The organism is Agrobacterium sp. O3.4, assembly GCF_041414895.1.
In the GTDB taxonomy this organism is placed as follows: domain Bacteria; phylum Pseudomonadota; class Alphaproteobacteria; order Rhizobiales; family Rhizobiaceae; genus Agrobacterium; species Agrobacterium cucumeris.
This window is the reverse complement of the sequence record NZ_JALPZP010000001.1, coordinates 1275256-1294412: the sequence shown is the minus strand read 5'-3', so window position 1 is coordinate 1294412 and position 19157 is coordinate 1275256. Positions and strand designations below refer to the sequence as shown.

General features: G+C 59.7%; 26 protein-coding genes. 16 read left to right on the top strand and 10 right to left on the bottom strand.

Features of this window, described 5'->3' with window-relative positions; translation table 11 throughout:
* Positions 1-11: 11 nt before the first annotated feature.
* The 4 genes from plsY to M0412_RS06235 all read right to left on the bottom strand — a co-directional run bounded on the left by plsY (position 12) and on the right by M0412_RS06235 (position 3590).
* A complete protein-coding gene (gene plsY / locus M0412_RS06250) occupies positions 12-629 on the bottom strand; it encodes a glycerol-3-phosphate 1-O-acyltransferase PlsY (protein ID WP_269697999.1) in 618 nt (205 codons plus the stop codon).
* Between the two features lie 48 nt (positions 630-677).
* Positions 678-1970, bottom strand: a complete 1293-nt coding sequence (locus M0412_RS06245) for a dihydroorotase (protein ID WP_269697998.1) — start codon at positions 1968-1970, stop codon at positions 678-680.
* Complete coding sequence (locus M0412_RS06240) at positions 1967-2908, bottom strand: aspartate carbamoyltransferase catalytic subunit (RefSeq protein ID WP_269697996.1); 942 nt, start codon at positions 2906-2908, stop codon at positions 1967-1969. The genes M0412_RS06245 and M0412_RS06240 overlap by 4 nt, the downstream gene beginning before the upstream one ends.
* A 250-nt stretch (positions 2909-3158) precedes the next feature.
* Complete coding sequence (locus tag M0412_RS06235) at positions 3159-3590, bottom strand: nuclear transport factor 2 family protein (RefSeq protein ID WP_269697994.1); 432 nt, start codon at positions 3588-3590, stop codon at positions 3159-3161.
* Between the two features lie 259 nt (positions 3591-3849).
* Here M0412_RS06235 and M0412_RS06230 point away from each other — a divergent pair, with 259 nt between their 5' ends.
* The 6 genes from M0412_RS06230 (at position 3850) to M0412_RS06205 (ending at position 8475) form a co-directional block, all read left to right on the top strand.
* Positions 3850-4428 (top strand): LysE family translocator, encoded by a 579-nt coding sequence (locus tag M0412_RS06230; protein ID WP_269697993.1) that lies wholly within the window; start codon positions 3850-3852, stop codon positions 4426-4428.
* 136 nt (positions 4429-4564) lie between these two features.
* Positions 4565-6217 (top strand): acyl-CoA dehydrogenase family protein, encoded by a 1653-nt coding sequence (locus tag M0412_RS06225; protein ID WP_046800287.1) that lies wholly within the window; start codon positions 4565-4567, stop codon positions 6215-6217.
* A gap of 136 nt (positions 6218-6353) precedes the next feature.
* Positions 6354-6965 (top strand): GNAT family N-acetyltransferase, encoded by a 612-nt coding sequence (locus M0412_RS06220; protein WP_142839630.1) that lies wholly within the window; start codon positions 6354-6356, stop codon positions 6963-6965.
* A gap of 155 nt (positions 6966-7120) precedes the next feature.
* Positions 7121-7765: a TetR/AcrR family transcriptional regulator gene (locus tag M0412_RS06215; protein WP_142839631.1), complete on the top strand. Its 645-nt coding sequence runs from the start codon at positions 7121-7123 to the stop codon at positions 7763-7765.
* A 234-nt stretch (positions 7766-7999) separates the two neighbouring features.
* A complete protein-coding gene (locus tag M0412_RS06210; protein WP_156316037.1) occupies positions 8000-8161 on the top strand; it encodes a hypothetical protein in 162 nt (53 codons plus the stop codon).
* Complete coding sequence (locus M0412_RS06205; protein WP_046800283.1) at positions 8158-8475, top strand: DUF6105 family protein; 318 nt, start codon at positions 8158-8160, stop codon at positions 8473-8475. The genes M0412_RS06210 and M0412_RS06205 overlap by 4 nt, the downstream gene beginning before the upstream one ends.
* Here M0412_RS06205 and ruvX read toward each other — a convergent pair.
* Together ruvX and M0412_RS06195 are read right to left on the bottom strand one after the other, a co-directional pair.
* Positions 8427-8906, bottom strand: a complete 480-nt coding sequence (gene ruvX, locus M0412_RS06200) for a Holliday junction resolvase RuvX (RefSeq protein ID WP_142839633.1) — start codon at positions 8904-8906, stop codon at positions 8427-8429. The genes M0412_RS06205 and ruvX overlap by 49 nt on opposite strands.
* Before the next feature lie 14 nt (positions 8907-8920).
* Complete coding sequence (locus tag M0412_RS06195; RefSeq protein ID WP_142839634.1) at positions 8921-9223, bottom strand: alkylphosphonate utilization protein; 303 nt, start codon at positions 9221-9223, stop codon at positions 8921-8923.
* A 188-nt stretch (positions 9224-9411) separates the two neighbouring features.
* Between M0412_RS06195 and M0412_RS06190 the strand changes: the two genes are divergently transcribed.
* From M0412_RS06190 to M0412_RS06175, 4 genes are all read left to right on the top strand, one after another.
* Positions 9412-10116, top strand: coding sequence for a metal-dependent hydrolase (locus M0412_RS06190; protein WP_142839635.1), 705 nt, complete (start codon positions 9412-9414; stop codon positions 10114-10116).
* Positions 10117-10241: 125 nt separating this feature from the next.
* Positions 10242-10529, top strand: a complete 288-nt coding sequence (gene gatC, locus M0412_RS06185) for an Asp-tRNA(Asn)/Glu-tRNA(Gln) amidotransferase subunit GatC (protein WP_003521472.1) — start codon at positions 10242-10244, stop codon at positions 10527-10529.
* 55 nt (positions 10530-10584) lie between these two features.
* On the top strand, positions 10585-12066 hold the full coding sequence (gene gatA, locus M0412_RS06180) for an Asp-tRNA(Asn)/Glu-tRNA(Gln) amidotransferase subunit GatA (RefSeq protein WP_269697981.1): 1482 nt from the start codon (positions 10585-10587) through the stop codon (positions 12064-12066).
* A complete protein-coding gene (locus M0412_RS06175; RefSeq protein ID WP_371338118.1) occupies positions 12057-12554 on the top strand; it encodes a GNAT family N-acetyltransferase in 498 nt (165 codons plus the stop codon). Before gatA ends, M0412_RS06175 begins: the two co-directional genes overlap by 10 nt.
* Before the next feature lie 72 nt (positions 12555-12626).
* On the opposite strand, the gene M0412_RS06170 is transcribed toward M0412_RS06175, so the two are convergent.
* Positions 12627-12884 (bottom strand): YjhX family toxin, encoded by a 258-nt coding sequence (locus M0412_RS06170; protein WP_269697977.1) that lies wholly within the window; start codon positions 12882-12884, stop codon positions 12627-12629.
* A gap of 274 nt (positions 12885-13158) precedes the next feature.
* Here M0412_RS06170 and M0412_RS06165 point away from each other — a divergent pair, with 274 nt between their 5' ends.
* Positions 13159-13668, top strand: coding sequence for a GNAT family N-acetyltransferase (locus M0412_RS06165; RefSeq protein ID WP_269697976.1), 510 nt, complete (start codon positions 13159-13161; stop codon positions 13666-13668).
* On the opposite strand, the gene M0412_RS06160 is transcribed toward M0412_RS06165, so the two are convergent.
* The gene (locus tag M0412_RS06160; RefSeq protein ID WP_142839641.1) at positions 13650-13982 is read right to left on the bottom strand and encodes a DUF1294 domain-containing protein; all 333 of its coding nucleotides are present in this window, start codon (positions 13980-13982) and stop codon (positions 13650-13652) included. The two genes, M0412_RS06165 and M0412_RS06160, sit on opposite strands and share 19 nt — an antisense overlap.
* A 150-nt stretch (positions 13983-14132) precedes the next feature.
* Between M0412_RS06160 and gatB the strand changes: the two genes are divergently transcribed.
* The 5 genes from gatB to M0412_RS06135 all read left to right on the top strand — a co-directional run bounded on the left by gatB (position 14133) and on the right by M0412_RS06135 (position 17965).
* Complete coding sequence (gatB, locus tag M0412_RS06155; protein ID WP_269697975.1) at positions 14133-15638, top strand: Asp-tRNA(Asn)/Glu-tRNA(Gln) amidotransferase subunit GatB; 1506 nt, start codon at positions 14133-14135, stop codon at positions 15636-15638.
* A 281-nt stretch (positions 15639-15919) separates the two neighbouring features.
* On the top strand, positions 15920-16417 hold the full coding sequence (locus tag M0412_RS06150) for a GNAT family N-acetyltransferase (protein ID WP_142839643.1): 498 nt from the start codon (positions 15920-15922) through the stop codon (positions 16415-16417).
* A complete protein-coding gene (locus tag M0412_RS06145) occupies positions 16414-16887 on the top strand; it encodes a GNAT family N-acetyltransferase (RefSeq protein ID WP_269697973.1) in 474 nt (157 codons plus the stop codon). The genes M0412_RS06150 and M0412_RS06145 overlap by 4 nt, the downstream gene beginning before the upstream one ends.
* A 110-nt stretch (positions 16888-16997) precedes the next feature.
* On the top strand, positions 16998-17396 hold the full coding sequence (locus tag M0412_RS06140; protein ID WP_046800275.1) for an NADH:ubiquinone oxidoreductase subunit NDUFA12: 399 nt from the start codon (positions 16998-17000) through the stop codon (positions 17394-17396).
* Between the two features lie 131 nt (positions 17397-17527).
* Positions 17528-17965 (top strand): DUF2155 domain-containing protein, encoded by a 438-nt coding sequence (locus tag M0412_RS06135; RefSeq protein ID WP_046800274.1) that lies wholly within the window; start codon positions 17528-17530, stop codon positions 17963-17965.
* Positions 17966-17983: 18 nt separating this feature from the next.
* Here the strand turns inward: M0412_RS06135 and M0412_RS06130 are convergent, their stop codons facing one another.
* Together M0412_RS06130 and aat are read right to left on the bottom strand one after the other, a co-directional pair.
* Entirely contained in the window at positions 17984-18427 is a 444-nt protein-coding gene (locus M0412_RS06130) for a hypothetical protein (protein ID WP_269697971.1), read from the bottom strand.
* A 79-nt stretch (positions 18428-18506) separates the two neighbouring features.
* Complete coding sequence (gene aat, locus M0412_RS06125) at positions 18507-19151, bottom strand: leucyl/phenylalanyl-tRNA--protein transferase (protein ID WP_269697970.1); 645 nt, start codon at positions 19149-19151, stop codon at positions 18507-18509.
* Between the last annotated feature and the right edge of the window lie 6 nt (positions 19152-19157).

Below are 19157 nucleotides of genomic sequence, written 5' to 3'. Positions count from 1 at the left end.
CAAGATGGGGTTTAGCCCTTTTGACCGATCCTGCTTTCGGTGCCGGCCAGGAGCCGCGCAATATTCTCGCGGTGCTTCCACCATGAAATCACGCTCAGCAGCGTTACCAGCATTGCCGTCTTTTCAGGACCGACTACCCAGAGAGCCACGGGAATTATCAGCATGGCCAGCAGGGCCGACAGCGAAGAGTAGCGGGTGATGAAGGCAGTTGCGAGCCAGATCAGCGCGAAGGCCAGCATCATCAGCGGTGCCGCACCGAGAAGCACGCCGATATAGACGGCCACACCCTTGCCGCCCTTGAAGCCGAGCCACACCGGAAACAGGTGGCCGAGAAAAGCGAAGAAACCGGCCACCAGCGAGGCCTCGTAACCCCAGAGCGCATTGGCGACCAGCACCGCCGCCGTGCCCTTCAACGCATCGAGCAGCAGGGTCGCTGCGGCAAGCTTCTTGTTGCCGGTGCGCAGCACGTTGGTGGCGCCAATATTGCCCGAACCGATCTTGCGCACGTCGCCCAGCCCCGCCATGCGGGTGAGAATGAGACCAAAGGGGATGGAACCGAGCAGATAGCCGATCAGCGCCGCAAGCGCGAGAAGGGCAGGCGCCGTCTGCCAGTCAGTCAAAGCACTCATTCAGATGTCCCCTCTGTCGCGCCTGCCGCGTGATCTCTTGCCGTGATCTTATGCCAAGGAATGAACGGCTTTGCCAGCCACATAAGTGGCGACAGCGCGGCCGCTGAAACGGGCATCTTCGAACGGCGTATTCTTGGATTTCGACACCAGCTGCTCGCGGGTGACAAGCCACGGCTCGTCGAGATCGATCAGGGTGATATCGGCTTTCGCGCCGACTTTAAGCGTTCCCGCATCCAGACCGAAGATTTTCGCCGGACGGGTGGAGAGCGCATCGATCAGCCGCATCAGCGGAACCTCGCCGCTGTGGTGCAGGCGCAATGCCGCCGCCAGCATGGTTTCCAGCCCCACCGCGCCGCTCGCCGCATCCGAAAACGGCAGGCGCTTGGTGTCGACATCCTGCGGGTCGTGCGAGGAAACGATGATATCGATGGTGCCGTCCTTCAGCGCTTCCACCATGGCCTTGCGGTCGTCTTCGGCGCGCAGCGGTGGGGAAAGCTTGAAGAAGGTGCGGTATTCGCCGATATCGTTCTCGTTGAGCGTCAGATGATTGATCGAGATGCCGCAGGTGGCCTTCACGCCCCGCTGCCGGGCGACACGGATCGCCTCTGCCGATTCCGGCACGGAAATCTTGGCGGCGTGATAGATTGCCTGCGTCAGCCCGGCAATGCGCAGGTCACGTTCCAGCGGAATGATCTCGGCTTCCTTCGGAACGCCTGACAGCCCGAGCCAGCTGGCAAAAAGCCCCTCGTTCATGTCACCGCCGCCGATATATTTGTCGCGGGTCTCCAGCGTGATGACAGCACCCAGTTCGCGGGCATAGGTCATGGCGCGACGCAGCACCAGCGTGTCGGAAAGCGCCTTGCGGCCATTGGTGAAGGCCACCGCGCCGGCTTCCTTCAGCATGCCGAATTCGGTCATTTCCTCGCCCCGCAAACCTTTGGTCAGAGCGGCTGCGGGATGCACATTGACGATCGCCTTGTCGCGCGCCGTCTTTTTCACATATTCGACCAGCGCGATGTCATCGATCACAGGATCGGTGTCAGGCATCATGATGATACTGGTGACGCCGCCGGCCGCTGCCGCACGCGATGCGGATTCAATGGTTTCGCGGTGTTCAGCACCCGGCTCACCCACGAAAACACGGGCATCCACCAGACCGGGAACGGCCAACAGCCCCTTGCAGTCGCGCACCGTCGCACCATCAGGCGCGCCTTGATTGTGTGCATCCTTGCCGGCTGCGAGAATGGTACCATCAGCACCGATGACTATGCTGCCGGTCTCGTCGAGACCACGGGAAGGATCGACGATGCGGAGGTTCTTGAGAACGGTCACGGCACTCATACGCGCTCACCCTGATTTTGCGAGACAAGCAGGGTTTCCATCACGGCCATGCGCACGGCAACCCCCATTTCCACCTGACTTTCGATCACGCTCTGCGGACCGTCGGCCACTTCGGAGGCGATTTCCACGCCGCGGTTCATCGGGCCGGGATGCATGACCAATGCATCTTCCTTTGCCGCCTTCAGCTTTTCGGCATCCAGACCGTAATAATGGAAATATTCGCGCACCGAAGGCACGAAGGAGCCGGACATGCGCTCGCGCTGCAGGCGCAGCATCATCACCACATCGGCGTTCTTCAGCCCTTCCTTCATGTCTTGGAAGACTTCCACGCTCATGTCGCGAATGCCTGAAGGAAGAAGTGTGGCGGGTGCGACGACGCGAACGCGCGCGCCCATCTGGTTGAGCAGGATGATGTTTGAGCGGGCAACGCGCGAATGCAGTACGTCGCCGCAGATCGCCACGGTGATACCTGATAGTTCGCCCTTGGCGCGGCGGATGGTCAGCGCATCGAGCAGCGCCTGTGTCGGGTGCTCGTGCTGGCCGTCGCCGGCATTGACCACGGAGCAGGCGACCTTTTGCGCCAGCAGCGCTGCCGCCCCTGCGGAGGAATGGCGCACGACAAGCACGTCCGGGCGCATGGCGTTCAGCGTCATCGCCGTATCGATCAGCGTTTCGCCCTTCTTCACCGATGAATTGCCGACCGACATGTTCATCACGTCTGCGCCAAGGCGTTTTCCGGCCAGTTCGAAGGAGGATTGCGTGCGCGTCGAGGCTTCGAAGAACAGGTTGATCTGCGTCAGGCCCCGAAGCGTCGAGGTCTTTTTCTCGCGCTGGCGGCTGATTTTCACCGCCTCGTCAGCCTTGTCGAGAAGCAGGGTGATATCCTGATGGGAAAGCCCCTTGATGCCGAGGAGATGGCGATGGGGGAAGAAGACCATGCGGTTTGCCTCCTGACGGGCGTCGCATTTTCCCGTGAAAATGCCCGGAACGCCCGAATGCTGATCCGTGCGCTGCCATTCGCCGTAAACACGCCTCAGGAGCGCCGCGGAATTCGGTCCTGCGCTCTATAGAGACTGCATGGTCACGGGGCAAGCGTCCGCAACCCCTGAAATGAAAACACGGCAATGTTTCCCCCAGTCTCGACAGATGAGGGAACTGGGCAAGCCGTGGTTCCGTCCTGAGCCGGCGTCAGAGAATGCCGTGTTTCCTCAGGAGCGCCTGCTCATCACCTGAGACCCAGCCGAAAACTTTCGGCTCGCCATTCAGCGTCTGGACGAAGTAGTGAACATCAAAATCGATCGCGACATCAGCTTGGTCCTGGCGGGCATAGGTTGCGGTCCAGGCAACGTGGGCCGTGCAATGATGGTCATCGATGGGCGAAAGGCTGATATCGCGTATGCGCATCTCCCTGGTGCCCATCGCCCGATAGCGCTCGTAGCCCTGCGCCATCACCTGCCGCAGGTGGTCATCGTTCTTTCCGGTGATTACACCGGCCGGTGAGGCGGCGATGAAATCGGAAGCATAGAGGGACGCAGCCTCTTTCATATCCATGTCGCCACCAAGGGACTGGTTGAAAAAGCGTTCGTATCGCTCAAAGAATTTCCTGATGCTGGCTTCCATGGTTTCCTCCCCTGGCAGCCCGGTTTTCACTTTCCTGCAAGGATAACATCCTTCAGCAATCGCGTAAGCCGAAGAACCTGCGAATGAGATTGGTCGTCCGCCGCTCATGCCGTTAGGAGAACAAAGTCCCGCTAGGTCAGGGGCTGGGAATGTTCCGTCACTTGCGTTACATCAAGGCGCAACCCGGTGGCATCGGTCAGTTTCGGATGGAATTCGCGGCCAAACCCGGCCTGCGACGCGGTTGATCGGACATATCGCAATGCATTCCTATTCTGTTTTCGCCCTTGCCGTTCTCGCCCTGCTTTTGACGCCCGGCCCAACCAATACGCTTCTCGCCCTTTCCGGTGCCGGGCGCGGTATTCGTGCATCGCTCCCGCTGATGCTGGGCGAAATTGCCGGTTATCTGCTCGTCATCCTTGCGCTCACCGCATTGTTTTCCGACTTTCTGCAAACCCATGCCGGCCTAGCGCAAGCGATCAAGCTCTGCGCCGCGATCTGGGTTGCGTTTCTGGCGGTGCGGCTGTGGGCCCTGCCATCCTCCGCGCCGATCGGCGAGGCGATCACCTTGCGCCGGGTCTTCGTTACCACCTGCCTCAACCCGAAAGGGCTGATCGTCGGCCTCGTTCTGTTGCCGCAGGCGCCGCTCACGGAAATCTGGCCGCTTATCCTGCTGTTTTCGGTGCTGGTGGCGTTTGCGGCCCTTGCGTGGTTATCGGCAGGCGCGCTTCTCATTCGTCATGCGGGTCAGTCTTCGCCACGGCTGGTGCGCGGCACCGCCTCCGGCTTTCTGCTGGTGCTGTCGCTCGGTCTTGCCGGAAACGTGTTTGGCATTCTCTAGGTCGGATACCTAAATCGGGATACGCCCGAAAAATACTGAAAGCGGGGGTTTAATCGTCTCAATCGCTTCCTGTGGGTGGAATTATGCAATATCACCCCACTATGCAATTCCAGTATAAAACAGCTAGAAGCAGCGGATGACCCAGAATTCCCGGACAGAAGAATCGCTCGCCGAACTGAACCAGCCAAGCCTCTGGTCCGGCATCAATGCCTATCGTTCCGATCCGCTGATCGTCGACCTCACCTCTGGCCTGTCACGTAACCTGAGGGATGAGTTCGATCAGCTCGGCCGCTACGTCACCTCGCATGAGGCGCAGGAACTGGCGCGCATGGCCAATCAGGGCGTGCCGCAGCTTCATACTCACGGCCCGCGTGGCGAACGTCTGGATCAGGTGGAGTTCCACCCCGCCTGGCACGCGCTGATGCGCCGTTCCATGTCGTCAGGCCTGCATTCCAGCGTCTGGGAAAACTCTCCCGATACGCGCGGCAATGAACACAAGGCCCGCGCTACGAAATTCTACCTGACGTCTCAGCTCGAGGCGGGGCATCTCTGCCCGCTGACCATGACCAGCGCTTCCGTCGCCGCCATCATGACCTCGCCGCGGGTGCAGAAGGAATGGATGCCGAAAATCCTGTCGCGCAAATATGATTCCGCGCAGAAACCGGCCCTGCAGAAAACCGCCGTCACCATCGGCATGGGCATGACGGAAAAGCAGGGCGGCACGGATGTGCGCGCCAACCGCACGACGGCCGAGCGGGTGGGCGAGGGTATCTACCGCCTGTCCGGCCACAAGTGGTTCCTCTCCGCGCCGATGAGCGACGGTTTCGTCATGCTGGCCCAGATGGGCGACGGCATGGGCTGCTTCCTGGTGCCGCGTTATCTGGAAGACGGTTCGAAGAACGGCCTGCATTTCCAGCGCCTCAAGGACAAGCTCGGCAATCGTTCCAATGCGTCAGCCGAAGTCGAGTTCACCGATGCCTTCGGTTATCTGCTGGGCGATCCCGGCAGCGGTATCCGCACCATCCTCGACATGGTGACGCTGACGCGGCTCGATTGCGCGCTGGCATCATCTGGCATGATGCGCGCTTCGCTTGCCGAAGCCGTGCATTTCGCCCGTGGACGCTCGGTCTTCGGCAAGATGCTGGTCAGCCAGCCGATCATGACCCGTGTTCTCGCCGACATGGCGCTGGATGTGGCTGCCGCAACGGCACTTTCCTTCCGGCTGGCGACGGCCTTCGATGCGGCCCGCAACAACCCGGCAGAAGCCGCTTATGCACGGGTGATGACGCCGATCGTGAAATACTGGTGCTGCAAGATCGCGCCGGCGCTCATCTACGAGGCCATGGAATGCCTTGGCGGCAACGGTTACGTGGAAGAGCGGCCGATTGCCCGCCACTACCGCGAAGCGCCTGTTAACGCCATCTGGGAAGGATCCGGCAACGTCATGGCGTTGGATGTGCTGCGGGTTCTCCAGCGCGGCAAGGACCTGTTCGATCTCGTCTTCCAGACGCTGGAACGCGACCTCGGGCCTGCCGGCAAGAAGACCACCGACGTGCTGCGCGCCGCGATCGCCCTTGCCGAACGCGACGAAGGAGCGGCCCGTCTGCTGGTGGAGCAGTTCGCTCTTGCGGCCGCTGCCGCCGAGCTTTGCCGCCTGGGCGCCGGCAAGATCGCCGATGCCTTCCTCGAAACCCGTCTTGCGGGCGGCTGGCGGCACACTTACGGCATGCTCGATTCCCGCTTCGATCCGAACTATATAATCGATCTCCTTTATCCGCCTGCGTCCTGATCGACGTAGACGGATGAAGGTTTACAGTCCCGGCGGGAGGGGTCTCGGATTTGAAAAACAGCAATGGCGTTAGGTGTGTTCCGATCTGTCGTGACACTTTCGCGTGTCGATGCGCGGCAGGGGAAGGCGGCTGCCAATGCTGACCTTCCGTTCCGCCCGCGCCGAGGATGAAGACGCGCTCTACGCCATAAGCCTTGCCACCGGCGATGCCGGGCAGGATGCCACCCCGCTCTACAATGATGGCCGCATGGTCGGGCACATCTATTCCGTGCCCTATCTGCATCTGTGGCCCGATGCCGTTTTTGTGGCCGAGGACGAGCAGGGTGTCTGCGGTTACATTGCCGGTGCGCTCGATACGGCCGTGCACGAAGAGCGGCTGGAGCAGGAATGGTGGCCGCATCTGCGTGCCCTTTACCCCGATCCCGACGGTGACCAGCAGACTTGGGACGCCGACCAGCGCCGGGCGCATTTCATCCACCATCCGCGCCGCACGCCCACCTGGCTTACCGACCCGTTTCCGGCCCATATCCACATGAACCTACTGCCGCGCACCCAGGGCAAGGGTGGCGGCACCCGGCTTCTGTCGCGCTGGCTGGACATGGCAAGACAGAACAACGTCTACGGCATCCATCTTGGCGCCAGCGAACGCAACCATGCCGGCATGCGTTTTTGGGAAACCCGCGGCTTCAAACGCCTGGAGAGCCACGAAACGCCCGGAAGTGTGTGGTTCGGCATGGGGTTGGAGTAGGCCGGCGGATTCCAAGGCGCATGGGCTTGGGATTGTTCACCTTGGAGAACGCTTCATCCACAGGAACCTTCCTCCCATCCGCCCCGCCACATTGTCCATCCCTTCATGCTTTGTTAACTCCTGTAGTCAGGCCTTTAGAACACGGGAAGACAACCATGCTGGCGAGCGCAGAGGCGATTTCAGCCGACGGACCGGAAAAGCGTATCAAGGATCGCGCTGCGACTGAGAAGGCGATCTTCAACGCCGCGCGGTCGCTGCTTGCCGAGGAAGGCTTTCAGGGCTTTGGCATCAATGCGGTTGCCCGTCGCGCCGGTTGCGACAAGCAGCTGATCTATCGTTATTTCGGCGGCCTTGACGGTTTGATCGAGGCGATTGGCGAGGATCTGGGGTCCTGGGTAAAGGATCGTATTCCCGAAGACACCGGCGGCATGTTCCTTCTGACCTACGGCGATCTCATGGAGAAGCTGGCGCTTTATTTCATGGATGCGCTGCGCAGCGACCCGCTCGTCTGCAAGATCATCGCCTGGGAAGTGTCGGACGGATCGCCACAGGTCCGTCAGCTTGCCGAAGCCCGCGCCAAGTCGCTGGGCAAATGGCTGGAGCGCATGCGTGGTTCGCTGGCGGCTCCCAAGGGCGTTGATACCGCCGCTGTTAACGCCGTGCTGTTTGCCGCTATCCAGCACCTCGTCATTTCCGCTGCCACCAGCGGGCAATTCGCCGGTGTACCGCTGAAATCCGAGCGGGACTGGGAAAAGATCACCACGGCCGTCAAAAGGCTGGTGCGCGGCGTTTACGGCTGAACCCGCTGTCGGGGGTGGGGCAAGCGCCGTATTAAAGAAAAACGAGTGATGTTTTCACCGGGCCGGCAACCGCCCGCCGCATCTGCCCGTTCACGCAGATACAGTTTTTCCACATGCCACCCGCCCGCCGTTAACCATAATGGCAGCTTTCATTTGCGTCGTCATAGCTGCGGGTCCAGTGTGAATTAACGAAATGTTAACCATGCGCAATGACTGCGCATAAGGGAGCCGCAAGTGAGCCGCTGGACAGCTTTGGGCGTCATGACGACGTTTTTTGTGATGCTGCCGTTGGATATCGACGCGCCGGCGCTGAACCTCTGCCTGATGGCAGCGGTGCGCTGGGCGGTGCTTGCCGGCGTTCCCGATACGGTTTTTGCGCGGGGGCAGGCGGCATGAAGTGGTTTCTGATCCTGTGGGCCGGTCCTGTCGCGCTGCTGGGCAGCTGGTACTGGCTTTCCTATTACGACATGAGCTTCGGCTTCTATATGCTCACACGCCAGACGCATGATCTGGTTTTCCAGATTTACGGCAATATTCTCGGCCTGCCACCGGAAAGCCTGCCGCCGCTGGTGGCGCGCGCCATTGTGGTGGACAGCCTGATCGTGTTTGCGATCCTCGCATTCCGCAAGAGGAAGCAGATTGCCGCCTGGTGGACGGGCCGTCAGTCGACGGCGCGGGCGAGTGCCGAAAGCCTGTCCAGCGCACCCTGAAGAATGAAGCTCGCAGCGGCCGAATCGATGCGTTCGGCCCGTTTGGCGCGTGAGACGTCCATCTCCAGAAGTGCACGTTCGGCTGCGACCGTCGACAGTCGCTCATCCCAGAAAATGAAGGGCAGGGCGGTTTTTTCGCCCATGGTGCGCACGAAGGCGCGTGTTGCCTGCACGCGGGGGCCTGCCGAACCGTCCATGTTCATCGGCAACCCGATGATGAAGGCGGTCACCTTCTCCTTTTCGGCGAAGGCCAGCAACACTTCGGCGTCCTGCGTGAATTTTACCCGCTTGATGACGGGGCGCGGCGTCGCGAAACGCCGCGACAGATCCGACATGGCAAGGCCGATGGTCTTCGTGCCGAGGTCGAGACCGGCAATCGCCTGTGCGGGCTGAAGGGTTTCCGCCAGTTCCTCGATGGTGAGTGTCGCCATGTCGTGTGCTGCCCTTATCGTTTACGGACGAATTCAGTGCGCAGCACCAGACCCTTGACCGCATCATGCTTGCAATCGATCTCTTCCGGATTTCCGGTGAGCCGGATGGACTTGATGACGGTGCCCTGCTTGATGACAGTGCTGGTGCCCTTGACCTTCAAATCCTTGATCAGCGTTACGGAATCGCCATCTTCGAGCACATTGCCTGCCGCGTCGCGCACTTCATTGGCACGCGCCGCCTCTGCTGCCAGCTCTGAAGCCGGCCGCCATTCGCCGGTTGCCTCGTCATACACGTAATCGTCATTATCTGCGGCCATTGTCGCCTCTCTGAAATATCGATAGTGCGGTTCTTCAGGCTGTTTCCAGAAAACATCAGTTTCAACGGAAACGCGAGACCCGCTCTAGACCTTTGATTTTACGCATTTTCCAGACGCAAAACCGCTACGCACTTTTACTGGAAATGCTCTATGTCATACTACACCGGCAATACAAAGGAGAAGTTCCCATGAAAATCACCTGGCTCGGCCATTCCGCCTTCCGCCTCGAAAACGGTAGCGCGAAGATCCTCATCGATCCGTTCTTCACCGGCAACCCCGGTTTTGCCGGACAGGATGGCAAATCGGCAGCCGAGGGCATCACCCATATTCTCCTGACCCACGGCCATGGCGACCATGTCGGTGACACCGTTCAGCTCGCCCGCGAAACGGGCGCCACCGTGCTGGCGAATGCCGATCTTGCTGCCTGGCTTTCCGTAAAGGGTGTCGCGAAGGTTGATATGGGCAATACCGGCGGCACGGTGCATTTCGACGGTTTTTCCGTCACCTTCACCAATGCGCTGCATTCCTCGGCCCAGATCACCGAAGACGGCGTCTCCCATTCGCTCGGCAATGCCAATGGCCTGATGCTGCATTTCGAGGATGGCCCGGCCGTCTATCACATGGGCGACACCGATATCTTCTCCGACATGAAACTCATCAACGAGCTGCATCAGCCGGATATCGGCCTCGTGCCGATCGGCGATCGTTTTACCATGGGCGGGGCGGTGGCGGCGCTCGCCTGCCAGCGCTTCTTCAAGTTTGAGCATGTGCTTCCCTGCCATTACGGTTCCTTCCCGATCATCGACCAGACACCGGAGAAATTCGTCGCCGGCATGGAAGGGTCTGAAGCCCGTGTTCACACGCCAAAGGCCGGCGATACGCTGTCCTTCTGACGTTTTTCCGGCACATGTCGCGACTGCAAAACCGCCATACAGTTTGGCGCGACATGCTTTCTACCGTTGCGAATGGCGGACATGGTGATTATAGCGAATGGGAAATATCCCATCGGAGTAGAACCATGTCCGTCGATCTCGCCACCGTGAAGCGCGTTGCGCGCCTTGCCCGTATCGCTGTCAGCGAAGAAGAAGCACAGAATATGCTCGGCCAGCTGAACGGCATACTCGGTTTCGTGGAGCAGCTTTCGGAAGTGAATGTCGACGGCGTCGAGCCGATGACGTCAGTCACCCCGGTGGACATGAAAAAACGCGCCGACGTGGTGACCGACGGCAACAAGGCGGAAGACATTGTCGCCAATGCGCCTGCGACCGACCGGGACTTCTTCATGGTCCCGAAAGTGGTCGAATAAGCGATCGCCGTTTGCCGCCTGATTTTTCCGAGATTTTCGAAAGCCGTTGCCGACCATGACCGACCTGACGAGCCTGACCATTGCCGAAGCCCGCGAAAAGCTGAAGGGCAAAGAATTTTCCGCCCTCGAGCTGACCGACGCCTATCTCTCCGCCATCGATGCGGCGAACGGCGCGCTGAACGCCTATGTTGCCTTGACGCCTGAAAAGGCGCGCGACATGGCGAAAGCCTCCGACGAACGCATCGCCGCCGGCAAAGCTGGCGAACTGGAAGGCGTTCCGCTTGGCGTGAAGGACCTTTTCGCCACCCGTGACGTGCACACGCAGGCGTGTTCGCATGTTCTCGATGGCTTCAAGCCGAAATATGAATCCACCGTCACCCAGAACCTCTGGGATCAGGGCGCCGTCATGCTCGGCAAGCTCAACATGGACGAATTCGCCATGGGCTCGTCCAATGAAAGCTCCTGGTACGGCCCGGCCATCAATCCGTGGCGCGCCAATGGTTCCGGCCAGAAGCTGGTGCCCGGCGGCTCTTCCGGCGGTTCGGCTGCAGCCGTCGCCGCGCATCTGTGCGCCGGCGCTACAGCAACCGACACCGGCGGCTCCATCCGCCAGCCGGCGGCCTTCACCGGCACCGTTGGCATCAAGCCCACCTATGGCCGCTGCTCGCGCTTCGGCATCGTCGCTTATGCTTCCTCGCTTGATCAGGCAGGCCCGATCGCCCGTGACGTGCGCGACGCCGCCATCCTGTTGAAGACCATGGCAAGCGTGGATGCGAAAGACACCACCTCTGTCGATCTGCCGGTGCCGGATTATGAAAAGGCCATCGGTCAGTCGCTCAAGGGCCTTAAGATCGGTATCCCCAAGGAATACCGCGTCGACGGCATGCCGGAAGAGATTGAAAAGCTCTGGGCCAAGGGCGTGGAATGGCTTCGCGATGCCGGCGCGGAAGTGGTCGATATTTCGCTGCCGCACACCAAATATGCGCTGCCCGCTTATTACATCGTCGCACCGGCGGAAGCCTCGTCCAACCTTGCCCGTTATGACGGCGTGCGCTACGGCCTGCGCGTTGACGGCAAGGACATTGCCGACATGTACGAAAAAAGCCGCGCCGCCGGTTTCGGCAAGGAAGTGCAGCGCCGTATCATGGTCGGCACCTATGTGCTTTCGGCCGGTTATTACGACGCCTATTACCTGAAGGCGCAGAAGGTCCGTACCCTCATCAAGCGTGACTTCGAGAACGTCTTCCATGAGGGCGTCGACGCCATTCTGGCGCCGATCACCCCGTCTTCCGCCTTTGCTGTCGGTGACGAAGAGCTCGCCTCCGATCCGGTGAAGATGTACCTGCAGGACGTCTTCACGATCACGGTCAACATGGCCGGTCTCCCGGGCCTTTCGGTGCCGGCCGGTCTTGACGGCAAGGGCCTGCCGCTCGGCCTGCAGCTCATCGGCAAGCCTTTCGAGGAAGAAACGCTGTTCAAGACGGCGCACGCCATCGAGCAGGCAGCGGGCAAGTTCACCCCCGCCAAGTGGTGGTGAGCAGCCTCAAGCTCAGACAAATGAACAAAGCCGACCGCGACGCGGTCGGCTTTGTCGGTTTTGGGGCATGGCGTTTCGGTGAAGCCTTCGACGACAGCTATCTCGATCCTGATGTCATCGAGCGGGTGAAGGGTGAATTCGAAAATTTCGCCAAGTCCCCGACCGGTGATGTTGTCGTCGCCGAAATCGACGGCATTGTCGTCGGCTGGGGTGCGTGCGATACGGCGCCGCATCATATTTCCGATCTCTGGGTGGACCCGAACTGGCAGGGCAAGGGGATCGGCAAGGCCCTTATCCTTCATTTTCTCGACCGGATGCGCGCGCAGGGCCTGCCGCTTGCCACGATCGATACCCATGCCAGAAACCGTGCTGCCATCGGTCTTTATGAGCGTTGTGGTTTCAATATCGTATGGCGCGGCATGGAATGGTCGGACATCATGAAAGTCGAGCTTGAAAAGGTGAAGCTGGAGCGCGGGCTCGCGCTATAATCCGGTTGATTGCGCCGCGTTTGCCGCTTTGCGTCGTGACGGGCGGCGGCAAGTGAGCCGCCGCCCGTTTCGTCATCGATTGTCCAGCTCACCCCGTACCAGTTCCAGACCGCGGGTGGTGATGCGGTAAGGCTTGCCGCCGGAAGAGGCGATCGCTCTCTTCTGTTTCAGCTTGCGGAAGGTGAAGAGATTGAGGCCGCTGAAAATCCAGCCGTCGCGCGTATAGAGCGCGATTTTTTCGATTTTGCGGGTATCGTCTCGAACGAGTTCAATTCTGCCGCCCTGGGCGAGCAGGTGTAGAATGCGCTGTTCGGCGCGGGAAATGTCCATTTTTTGGAAATCCGGTCAGCGTCATCTAGACGCGTGAAAGCAAACCCGGGTGCCGTTGGGGCATCCGGCTCGGTTTCATCTGGCCCGGCGCGCAAGAAACTTGCGGGCAGGGCCTTTACCAGGACTCCGATTGAGCGAACATAAAAACTCCGTTCTTGCCCGTTCTGGTTAGCGGGCAAGGCAGGCGTGGTCAAGTCCAGGGCGCGTCTGGAAAAACCATATGGCCGAATCGCGCCACCGATGTTTTACTTGTGATGGCCATGGAGGGCGCGGCTTGATCGTCATTCGCAATGCGCATGAGCAGGAAGCGGAGGCCTTAGCGGCTATCGGCCTCAGGGCATGGCGTCAGGCAACCGCCGCACTCGGCATCACCGCGACGCTTTACGACAACGCGGCCAGCGCCTTTTCCAATTTCACCCGGTCATCATGGCTTGCCATTCGCGTGGCGGAATTTGGCGGCACGGTTGCCGGATGGGCGGCGCGGGAACATTTTGACGAGACGATTTCAGATTTCTGGATCGATCCGGATTTTCAGCGCCGGCAGGTCGGCAGTCTCCTGCTGGCTGATATTGAACGATTGATAGCGGACAGGGGGTTCGAAACCATCCGGCTTGAAACACATGCCCAGAACGAACCGGCCGTCGCATTTTTCCGCCACCATGGCTACAGCGTCCGCTGGCTCTCAGTCTCCTACGCGCCGAAGCTCGATCGCGATGTACAGTCGATCGGCCTGCAAAAGCAGCTTGTCGAGATCGAGAGCGGTCTTTACGGCACGGAATTCTGACTGAGCCTTATCAGGCTGTTCACAAGCCGCACCGGCCAGTCCGGCATGATTGCCACTGACGCAACAAGGCCCGCCTGTAAAATCACGATGGAGAGCAGAATGCTGCGAAAGGGTTCCTTGCGGGTTTTGTGCCGCAGCAGGCGTTGAGCCGAAATTGCGCCTACGCTGCCGCCCAAAAAGGCGAGCCCCAGCAATGTGCTTTCGCGAATGCGCCAGCCGCCATTCCTCGCCGCTTCCTTGTCCCACCAATAGACAAGAAAGACGACAAGATTGAAGGCGACAAAGATCATGAAACACAGGGCAATCATCGTCATGATTTGAATTGAAAATCAGACGCGTAAAAATTACGTATGCAGAGCGCCGAAAATTCGGCGCTTCGTGCGACAGGGCGCAAGATGTCTTGCGCCCGCGCGCCATATGTTCTACCCACCAGAGCCAAAGAACCCGTATATCGTGAGCTTCAGATGACCCTTGTAGACGTGCGCACCCCCGACCCGAAACGCTTCATTCCCGGCGCCATTGGCGATTGGGAAATCGTGATCGGACTGGAAGTCCATGCGCAGGTTCTCTCCAATTCCAAGCTGTTTTCCGGCGCGTCCACCACCTTCGGCAATGCGCCGAATTCCAACGTGTCGCTTGTTGATGCCGCCATGCCCGGCATGCTTCCCGTTATCAACGAGGAATGCGTCAAGCAGGCGGTGCGTACCGGTCTTGGGCTGAAGGCGAAGATCAACAACCGTTCGATCTTCGACCGCAAGAACTATTTCTATCCGGACCTGCCGCAGGGCTACCAGATTTCGCAGTTCAAGGACCCGATCGTCGGTGAGGGCACCATCACCATTTCGCTTGGTCCCGACCGTCAGGGCAATTTCGAGGATATCGAGATCGGCATCGAGCGCCTGCATCTGGAGCAGGACGCCGGCAAGTCCATGCACGACCAGCACCCGACCATGTCCTTCGTGGACCTCAACCGTTCGGGCGTGGCGCTGATGGAAATCGTCTCCAAGCCGGACATGCGCTCGTCGGATGAGGCCAAGGGTTACCTCACCAAGCTGCGCTCCATCGTGCGTTATCTCGGCACCTGCGACGGCAACATGGACGAAGGCTCGATGCGCGCCGACGTCAACGTCTCCGTGCGCCGTCCCGGCGAAGGTTTCGGCACGCGCTGCGAAATCAAGAACGTCAACTCCATCCGCTTCGTTGGTCAGGCCATCGAATATGAGGCACGCCGCCAGATTGCCATTCTGGAGGACGGCGGCGCCATCGATCAGGAAACCCGCCTGTTCGATCCCGGCAAGGGCGAAACGCGTTCCATGCGCTCCAAGGAAGACGCGCATGACTATCGTTATTTCCCCGATCCGGACCTGCTGCCGCTCGAATTCGACGATGCTTTCGTCGAGGCGCTGAAGGTTGATCTGCCGGAACTGCCCGACGACAAGAAGGCCCGTTTCGTGGCCGATCTCGGCCTGTCGGTCTATGACGCCTCGATCCTCGTTTCGGAAAAGGCAATCGCCGATTATTACGAAGCCGTCGCCGCCGGCCGCGATCCGAAGGCTGCCGCCAACTGGGTTATCAATGATCTGCTCGGCGCGCTCAATAAATCAGGCAAGGATATCGAAACGACGCCGGTTTCCCCGGAACAGCTCGGCGGCATCATCGATCTCATCAAGGCCGAGACCATTTCCGGCAAGATCGCCAAGGATCTGTTCGAAATCGTCTGGAACGAGGGCGGCAATCCGGCTGAGATCGTCGAGGCCCGCGGTATGAAGCAGGTGACGGACACCAGCGCCATCGAAAAGGCCGTGGATGATATCATCGCCGCCAATCCGGATCAGGTCGAGAAGGTCAAGGCAAAGCCGACGCTTGCCGGCTGGTTCGTCGGTCAAGTCATGAAGGCGACGGGCGGCAAGGCTAACCCGCAGGCCGTGCAGGCGCTGGTGAAGGCCAAGCTCGGTATCGAGGACGAATAAGCGGCGGCTACCTAACGGGACAACGGTTCCGTCATACCGGCCTTGAGCCGGTATCCAGTCAGCCCAAGTCCTTGGGCTGAAAAGACTCTTTTCGCCGCGCAGACGCATGGCGGCTGGATGCCGGATCGAGTCCGGCATGACGGAAGTAATGGTTTTAGCCCGGATTATTCCCGATTAGGCCACACAGTGGTACAAGCCGGGATGACGTCGAGCACAGAGCACTGACATCACTTCTGCCGGGATCAAAGCCCGGCATTTCTGTTTCAAGACGGAGCCAGATCATGTTTTTCATCCGCACAGCCAGCCTGCGTGACATCGAGCCGGTCCGGACGCTGCTCGCGACGACATGGCACGCCACCTATGACGCGATCTACGGCGCGGACAAGGTGAACGAGCTGATTGCCGCATGGCATTCGCCGCAGGCCATGAAGGACCGGGTCGAGAAAAAGGGCGGCGAGTTTCTCGTTGCTGATGACGGCAAGCGGATCGGTGGCATGGCCTATGGCTCCATGTCCACCAAGATGGCGAAGACGGCCCTGTTGCACCAGCTCTATGTGGCGCCCGATCTTCAGCGGCAGGGCGTCGGCCGTGATCTCTTCGCCGAGCTGGAAACCTGCTTTCCGGATGCAGAAATCATGCGTCTTGAAGTCGAGCCTAAAAATACTGTCGCAATCGCCTTTTATGAAGGCGTCGGATTTGTCGAGGTGGACCGAATCGAGCGCATGGCCGGCATCGAGGGTTTACCCGGCATCGTTATGGAAAAGAGCCTGACCCGATGAATGCGACATTACAGAAGCTGATAATCCGCACGGCGCGCGAAGATGATCTTCCGGCGCTCGCCGCCATTTTTGCCGCCGACGAGATTGGCGGCCACGGTGACACCACCGACGAATCGGCGCAGCCCGACTATCTCGCGGCCTTCCGTGCCATTGCCGCATCGCCCAGCGAAACGCTTTATGTGGCGGAACTGGATGGCGAGGTGGTCGGTACTTTCCAGACGGCCATCCTCACCAAGCTCGTCGGGCGAGGGGCCAAGTCCATGGTGATCGAGGCGGTGCAGACACGGTCTGACATGCGCGGACAGGGCATCGGCGCGGTGATGATCAATTATTGCCTTGAGGAAGCCCGTCGTCAGGGCATGAATGCCGCCCAGCTCACCTCCAACATGGCCCGGCTGGACGCACATCGCTTCTATGAGCGACTGGGTTTCGAGAAGCGGCATTTAGGCTTCAGGATGAAGCTGAAATAGCGCCGATATATCTCGAAATGCTGGACAATTGCCGTGAGGGGCGGCATAAGCATGTCTTGTGCCGTGCGATTTAAAATCGCTGCAGCGCATTCAAGCCCGAGGAACGGATAATGAAGACTCTCCTGACGCAAATCTTCACCTGGTGGAATGGCCAGACGATCGGAACGCGGTTTCATACCTGGCGTTTTGGCAAGAAAGTCGGACAGGATGAGTTGGGCAATACCTATTACGAAGGCGGCACCACCTCCTGGGGCATGCCGCGCCGCTGGGTGATCTATAATGGTTATGCGGAAGCCTCGGCCATCCCGCCGGGCTGGCATGGCTGGATGCATTACCGCACTGATGTGCCGCCGAGCCAGGAAAGCTACGTCGCACGTGACTGGCAGAAGCCGCATCAGCCGAACCACACCGGCACGTCCAAGGCCTATCGCCCCCAAGGGTCGCTGGCTGTTGCCGGCGAACGCCCGCGCGTGACCGGCGACTACGACGCCTGGACACCCGGCAACTGAGCCATTGTGATGCGCGGTGTTGTGCAAAACGCCGCGCTTGCATCCGGCCTCACCGGTTTTTGCCACATTCCGCCCTTAGGCGTTGATCCGGTCGGCGGTTCGACACAGGCAAATATTTGGAGACATATCGTATGAGGAAAATCACGCGGGATCGTTCTTTGCGTGCGCTGACAGTGTCGCTGTTTGCTGCGGTCTCTGCTGCCATCCTCATTTCACCCGTCTCCGCCGCCCGTCTGGAAAACCGCGTTGCGGTGTTTTCCGGCATCGATAAGATCACCGGCCGCATCACATCCTTTGATGTTTATATCGACGAGACGGTGCAATTCGGCGCGCTTCAGGTGACGCCAAAGGTCTGTTATTCCCGCGACCAGACGGAAACCCAGAAGATCGACGCTTTTGTCGAGGTCGATGAAATCACCCTCGACCGCAAGATCAAGCGAATCTTCACCGGCTGGATGTTCGCCGACAGCCCGGGCCTCAACGCCGTTGAGCACCCGATCTACGACGTGTGGCTGACGGGCTGCAAGCAGGATTCGGAAGTTCCTGCCCCTTCTACGGCCAGCAAATAATCACCGTCTGATCGGTAACTACCGCTGGCGCTTCAGCTTCTCGGCCATAGCGGCCAAGGCTTTGCTTCTGCTTTCGAGTTGTTCGATCATTTCTTCCCGCGTCAGTTCGGGTCCGATCACGATTGGAACGCTGAACTTGTGGGGCCGATCGCTGGCGGGAGGCGAGGGGAATCGGACCTCGGAAAATACCTTCTTTACAGCCGCTCGGGCTTGGTAAGTGCTGTTCCTGATGTTTTTGACCTGTACGGCCTGCATTTTCCCCGTCTGGTCAACGCGAAAACTGACAAGGAGCACCTGCTGATTTTTCGTCCGCACGACCTTGAATTCGGGTCGGCCGGTTGAGCCCGCCAAAGCGCGTGAAACCTCGTTTCGCCAGGCGGCTTGCGGGTTCGGGCGCTGTTCAGCGGCAGTCGCCGTTGCTACCAGTGCCAGCGTTAACAAGAAGCCCGCGATCCAGCGCATGATCATCCCCCAATAAATGAAATATCATGATCGGATAAGTCAAGTTTTTGCGGGTTGCAAGAAAAATCTAAGCTTGTTTTCAGCGCGGATTTTCTTCGGCGATCAATTTATCAAAGGGCACATCCGGCCGGTCGACGGCGGCTTCCAGTATCGTCGCATATTCCGATTTTGGAATGTCGATTGCACCGAATGTTTTCAGGTGCTCGGTCGTGAATTGTGTGTCGAGCAGGGTAAACCCCTGCTGCCGCAACCGCTCCACCAGATGCACGAGGCAAATCTTCGAGGCGTTGGTGCGGCGGGAAAACATGCTTTCGCCAAAGAACGCGGCCCCCAGCGAGACGCCATAAAGACCGCCGACAAGTTCCTTGCCCTCCCACGCCTCAACGCTGTGGGCATGGCCGATCTGGTGCAGTTCGGTGTAAAGCCTGCGAATGGTGGCGTTGATCCAGGTGCTCGGCCTGTCCGGCGCTTCCGCCGCACATCCCGCCATGACAGCTTCGAAGGCGGTGTTGAAGCGTATATCGAACGGCTTCTTGCGCATCGCCTTGGCGAGGCTTTTGGAAACGTGAAAATCATTGAGCGGGATGATGCCGCGTATCTCCGGCTCGACCCAGAAAAGCTCCGGATCATCAGCCGAATCGGCCATGGGAAACAGGCCGGCGGAATAGGCGCGCAGCAGAATATCGACCGTTATGCCGTTATTTCTGCTGCGCCGCCCAGCCATATCGTC